4 protein-coding genes and 4 pseudogenes are annotated in these 4356 nt (G+C 40.5%); 5 read left to right on the top strand and 3 right to left on the bottom strand.

Annotation, left to right across the window (positions count from 1 at the left end):
- On the bottom strand, positions 1-389 hold a 389-nt coding region (locus J582_RS24240; RefSeq protein WP_032048800.1), incomplete at its 3' end, for an IS1 family transposase.
- Positions 390-442: 53 nt separating this feature from the next.
- Between J582_RS24240 and J582_RS27405 the strand changes: the two are divergent.
- From J582_RS27405 to J582_RS24230, 4 genes and pseudogenes are all read left to right on the top strand, one after another.
- Positions 443-686 (top strand): annotated as a pseudogene (locus J582_RS27405) (antitoxin Xre/MbcA/ParS toxin-binding domain-containing protein); the annotation flags it as partial.
- Between the two features lie 108 nt (positions 687-794).
- Positions 795-937, top strand: a pseudogene (locus J582_RS26505) (transposase domain-containing protein); the annotation flags it as partial.
- 190 nt (positions 938-1127) lie between these two features.
- On the top strand, positions 1128-1430 hold the full coding sequence (locus J582_RS24235; protein ID WP_004684350.1) for a helix-turn-helix transcriptional regulator: 303 nt from the start codon (positions 1128-1130) through the stop codon (positions 1428-1430).
- 4 nt (positions 1431-1434) lie between these two features.
- On the top strand, positions 1435-2694 hold the full coding sequence (locus tag J582_RS24230) for a type II toxin-antitoxin system HipA family toxin (RefSeq protein ID WP_031996090.1): 1260 nt from the start codon (positions 1435-1437) through the stop codon (positions 2692-2694).
- Positions 2695-2770: 76 nt separating this feature from the next.
- On the opposite strand, the pseudogene J582_RS26500 reads toward J582_RS24230, so the two are convergent.
- Both J582_RS26500 and J582_RS24225 read right to left on the bottom strand, forming a co-directional pair.
- Positions 2771-2938, bottom strand: a pseudogene (locus J582_RS26500) (integrase core domain-containing protein); the annotation flags it as partial.
- Positions 2865-3884 carry an IS481 family transposase gene (locus J582_RS24225; RefSeq protein WP_050674867.1) on the bottom strand — a complete coding sequence of 340 codons (1020 nt, stop codon included), beginning with the start codon at positions 3882-3884 and terminating at the stop codon, positions 2865-2867. The gene J582_RS24225 and the pseudogene J582_RS26500, both read right to left, overlap by 74 nt.
- 59 nt (positions 3885-3943) lie before the next feature.
- Here J582_RS24225 and J582_RS26495 point away from each other — a divergent pair.
- Positions 3944-4072, top strand: a pseudogene (locus tag J582_RS26495) (VF530 family DNA-binding protein); the annotation flags it as partial.
- Positions 4073-4356 lie beyond the last annotated feature (284 nt).

Below are 4356 nucleotides of genomic sequence, written 5' to 3'. Positions count from 1 at the left end.
CCTGTTTCTCGATGGTAGGCGTAAATAAGCCATTGTTTATTATTTTTATTTCCAACAAAAGTCCAGAATTCATCTACTTCGAGAGATTCATAATGACTTTGTTTAGGCTGAATTTGATAGGCCGATTCAGTTAAAGTCCGTAAGACTTTACCGATACTAATGCGCTCAACTTCAGCGATATCTCGTATACCGCTGCCTCTGACCATTAACTGTAATATTTTACGAGTAATGCCAGAATTACATCCTAGATAGCTCAGAGCATGGTCACCAATAAACTGACGTTTGCAGTCTTTGCATTGGTAGTTTTGTTTCCCATCTACTTTGATGCCATTTTTCTTTATACTGTCACTGAGGCAGGTTGGACATTTGATTTCTAGAGTTATTTGCATTTCTCTATTTTATCAAAATTCAACCTGCTTTTTTTTAGCATACTTTTTGATACACCACCGAAACTTTAAATTCGCTTGAGTTAGATCCCGATTCAAGTCAGGGAGAACTCGCAATTATTTTAATTCGTATTGCGATATCATTAGATGCTCTAACAGGTGGAGAGGCTAAATGGATGCAACATTTTATGAATGTCACCCAATAAATTGTTGAGTTGTATTCCAATAGAACAGATTCAGAACCCTCAGGGATTGGCCTCTGTTTTACAATTGGTGGAAGGCCTTCAGACTAAACTTTAAGATAAGCAAAGTATTACAGAAAAATTTGAAAGTGATAGTCCTCTCCAATAATTCAAATGCGAGGTATAAGAATCCCCTCTTCTTTTCAAGATGTATATGTCTGACCTAATTCCGTCAATAATACAGTCAGCAAAGCTGAATGGCCTAGATCCGTATGCCTATTTAAATGATGTGCTGAAAAGGCCGCCGACACATAAATGACCCAAATAGAAGAATTACTAACACACCGCTGGAAACCTGAACCGAATTAAAAAATAGCTATGGGGTTCAGCGGACGCTTACGTATTAGATTCCTTTAGATTTTAAATATCTAATTAGACTTCTTTAATCTAATAGGATCTAATCAGCCCATTAAGCACCTCATTACCGATCAACTAGCACAGTTAATAACTCCATTATTTTGTGGTTTAATACGTATATATAGACATAAGATACAATATTATGGATTTAAAATTCAAAAAACCTGAAGAGGTTGTTACTTCATTATGTGAAAGGCTTCGCAAAGAACGACTTTATCTGGAAATGACTCAGGCAGACGTCGCTACACGTGCTGGTGTTAGTGTGAATACAGTATCTAATCTGGAAGCTGGTCGAAATGTTTCATTTGAAAATTTAGTACGTGTTGCCATGGTATTAGGCCGATTAAAAGATTTAGAGGAACTCTTTAAACCTCATTTAAACAGTGTAAATGACATTCTCCGCTATGAGAGCAATACGGCTCGCCAACGTATCAAAAGGAAATAAGTCCATGCTCAAAAAACTTAATGTTTACTACAATGGATGGGGTGAATATTGGCTTTGGGGTACACTGGTCTCCTCAACCGCAATCACAGGTCGGCCATTAATCGCCTTTGAATACAGTGCAGAAGCGATCAGTAAAGGTTTAGAACTTTCCTCTTACCTACTCCCGTTAAAAGGTGACCCATTAAGAACGAACTTTCCTGCACATCAAATGGGATTGCCAGGTCCTATATATGATGCCTTGCCCGATGGTTGGGGCATGCTTCTTATGGATCGCTTATTTAAAAAAAATGGATTTAATCCTGCACGGATTGGGCCATTAGAAAGACTCACGTATATTAATACACATGCGATGGGAGCATTATCCTTTGAACCTTCAGCAACTGAGTTAGCATTAACTGAAAATATCCCACTGATTAAACTCGCTCAAGAAGTTCAGGAAGTTCTCAAAGGAGAAGGTGCAGAATTTTTACAGCATTTATTAATTATGGGTGGATCTCCACAAGGTGCAAGGCCAAAAGCGCTCATCTATCGTGATCCTGTCACCAATGAATTCTCAACAGTTAGCTCACATCAACATGAAGCTTGGCTGATCAAATTTCCCGCTCAGCAAGAGCATCCTGAAGTTTGTGCAATTGAAGCTGTTTATGCAGAATGTTTGCGTCATTGTCATATTGATACCCCTGACACTCAATATTTTACTCTTCCGAATGGATTAACCGCATTTGCATCAAAGAGATTTGACCGCCACGATGGCATGCGTATCCCTATGCAAAGTTTAGCGGCCTTCACCGGAGCTGATTTTAAATCACCAGGGAGTTTAGACTACAGTAACTTTCTTCGCGCTGCACACTTTTGCACCAATGATGTTCGCGAAAAAGCAATTGCATTCAAGCGAGCTGTTTTCAATGTAGTCTTCAATAATCGAGATGATCATTGCAAAAACTTTTCATTTCTGATGTCCCAAAATGGGCAATGGAAACTCTCCCCTGCCTATGATGTTACTTTCTGTGAAGGGCCAGGTGGATATCATCAAATGGATATCATGGGTGAGGCACTGGATATTCCCCGACAAGCTCTTGTAAAACTTGGTACTCAGGAAGCGGAACTTTCTGCCCAAGAAGTCGATGAAATTATTAGTTCGATTTGTAAGGTTGCAATCCGATTCAGCAATATCGCTCATGATCTATTACCTGGACAAATTCAAACAGAGACTATCCAAATGATCCAAAATAGGATTGAGCATAATATCAATTTATTGCACTAAATAGCTTTTACAAAGCTGAACCGTACCGGGTTTGTCGGAGACTTTTTTATTTTTGTCGGAGACTTTTTTATTTAAGTTAAGCCACCTGACCTAACGGGTTAATCTTATCATAGTACATTGCTTCAAACTCAAAAGGCGACACATAACCCAGTGCACTGTGTACACGCTTTTTATTGAACCAATCTACCCAGTTTAGTGTCGCAAGTTGTACATCTGCTAAACCTTGCCAATCTGCTTTTAAATATGTTTAGTCCCGGCATTTGATGGATCGGATCAATTTTAAAAAGTTCAGGTTCATCTGTCCACTGTTTGCAGATGAATTCGTAGGGAGTCAGGCTCCTGAGTGTTTTGAGTCTGCGGCCGAAGTTGTATGCAGCAATAAAATCAGCAAGGTGAATGCATAGCTGAGTGTGATCGTCGTAATGGAACCGTTTGACAGTAGCTTCTTTAATCGTTCGGTTCATCCTCTCGACCTGTCCATTGGTCCATGGATGCTTAACCTTGGTAAGACGATGTTCAATGCCACATTCAGTACAAACCCGATCAAAGATGTGCTCAGAGGCGTAGCGATCACAGGTGCGGTTCGTGAACTGGATGCCGTTATCTGTTAGCACCGTATGGATTCTATAGGGCACAGCCTTAACCAGATTGCGCATGAACTCCGCGGCTGCCATCTTACTGGCTTTAGTATGCAATTCAGTGAACGCAAACTTGGAAGTGCGATCAATGGCAACGAAGAGATAAAGCTTACCCTGTGCTGTTTGCATCTCAGCGATGTCGATATGAAAGTAACCAATGGGGTAGCTCTTGAAGCGCTTCCTGACAGGGCGATCACCTTGTACCTCAGGCAGTCGTGAAATACCATGCCGCTGTAAGCAGCGGTGTAACGACGAGCGTGTCAGATAAGGAATACTCGGCTGCAATGCATAAAGGCAATCGTCTAGCGGCAACAAAGTGCGTTTTCGAAAAGCAACAATTGCCGCCTCATCTTCAGGCGATAACACGCTTGAGCGAGAATTCTTTGGGCCGGTTGTAAGATCATCTACTGAAGTACGTTTCTTCCATTTTGCGACGGTCTTTTGATTGATGCCGTAACGCTTGGCTAGCGTTCTTAAGCTCTCTTGACTATTTTGTATTGCTCGACGCACTGCCTGTGTCGTTGTGGCGCTGCTGTGTAGAACTTGTCCCATAGTGCTTCCTTCCATTTATCTGAGAATATTGCACCATTAAAATCTGGGACTAAACACCTAGATGTTTTTGCATAGACCCAAGTGTTAAATCATCATTACGATTCTTGCGTACCATACCATGGGCACGTGAAAAAGTAGAAAGCTTATATTTGTACGTCTTACGCCAAAAGGCCAAACAGAAACCGTAGCCTCAGGCAACACCCCTCTCATCATAAAATTATACCAGTCAGTAAAATACCTTTAGATTAAGCATATGTATGTTGGTTATTATTGTTGATTATCACAATAAATTAGTGACCAAAAATAAAAGTACCCCACCCCATCTTAAATTACGTCACACAAAATAAAAACTCTATATAACTGTTATATATAGAGTTTATTAACGTACCAATTGTGTTATTTAGTGTATTTTATGTCGGTGACTCTTGCCAAGGTTGGGGTCGCGAGTTCGAGTCTCGTTTCCCGCTCCAAA

It is taken from the genome of Acinetobacter sp. 1566109, from assembly GCF_000582255.1.
Taxonomy (GTDB): domain Bacteria; phylum Pseudomonadota; class Gammaproteobacteria; order Pseudomonadales; family Moraxellaceae; genus Acinetobacter; species Acinetobacter nosocomialis.
The sequence above is the reverse complement of the archived record's forward strand: the minus strand, read 5'-3'. Positions and strand labels throughout refer to the sequence as shown.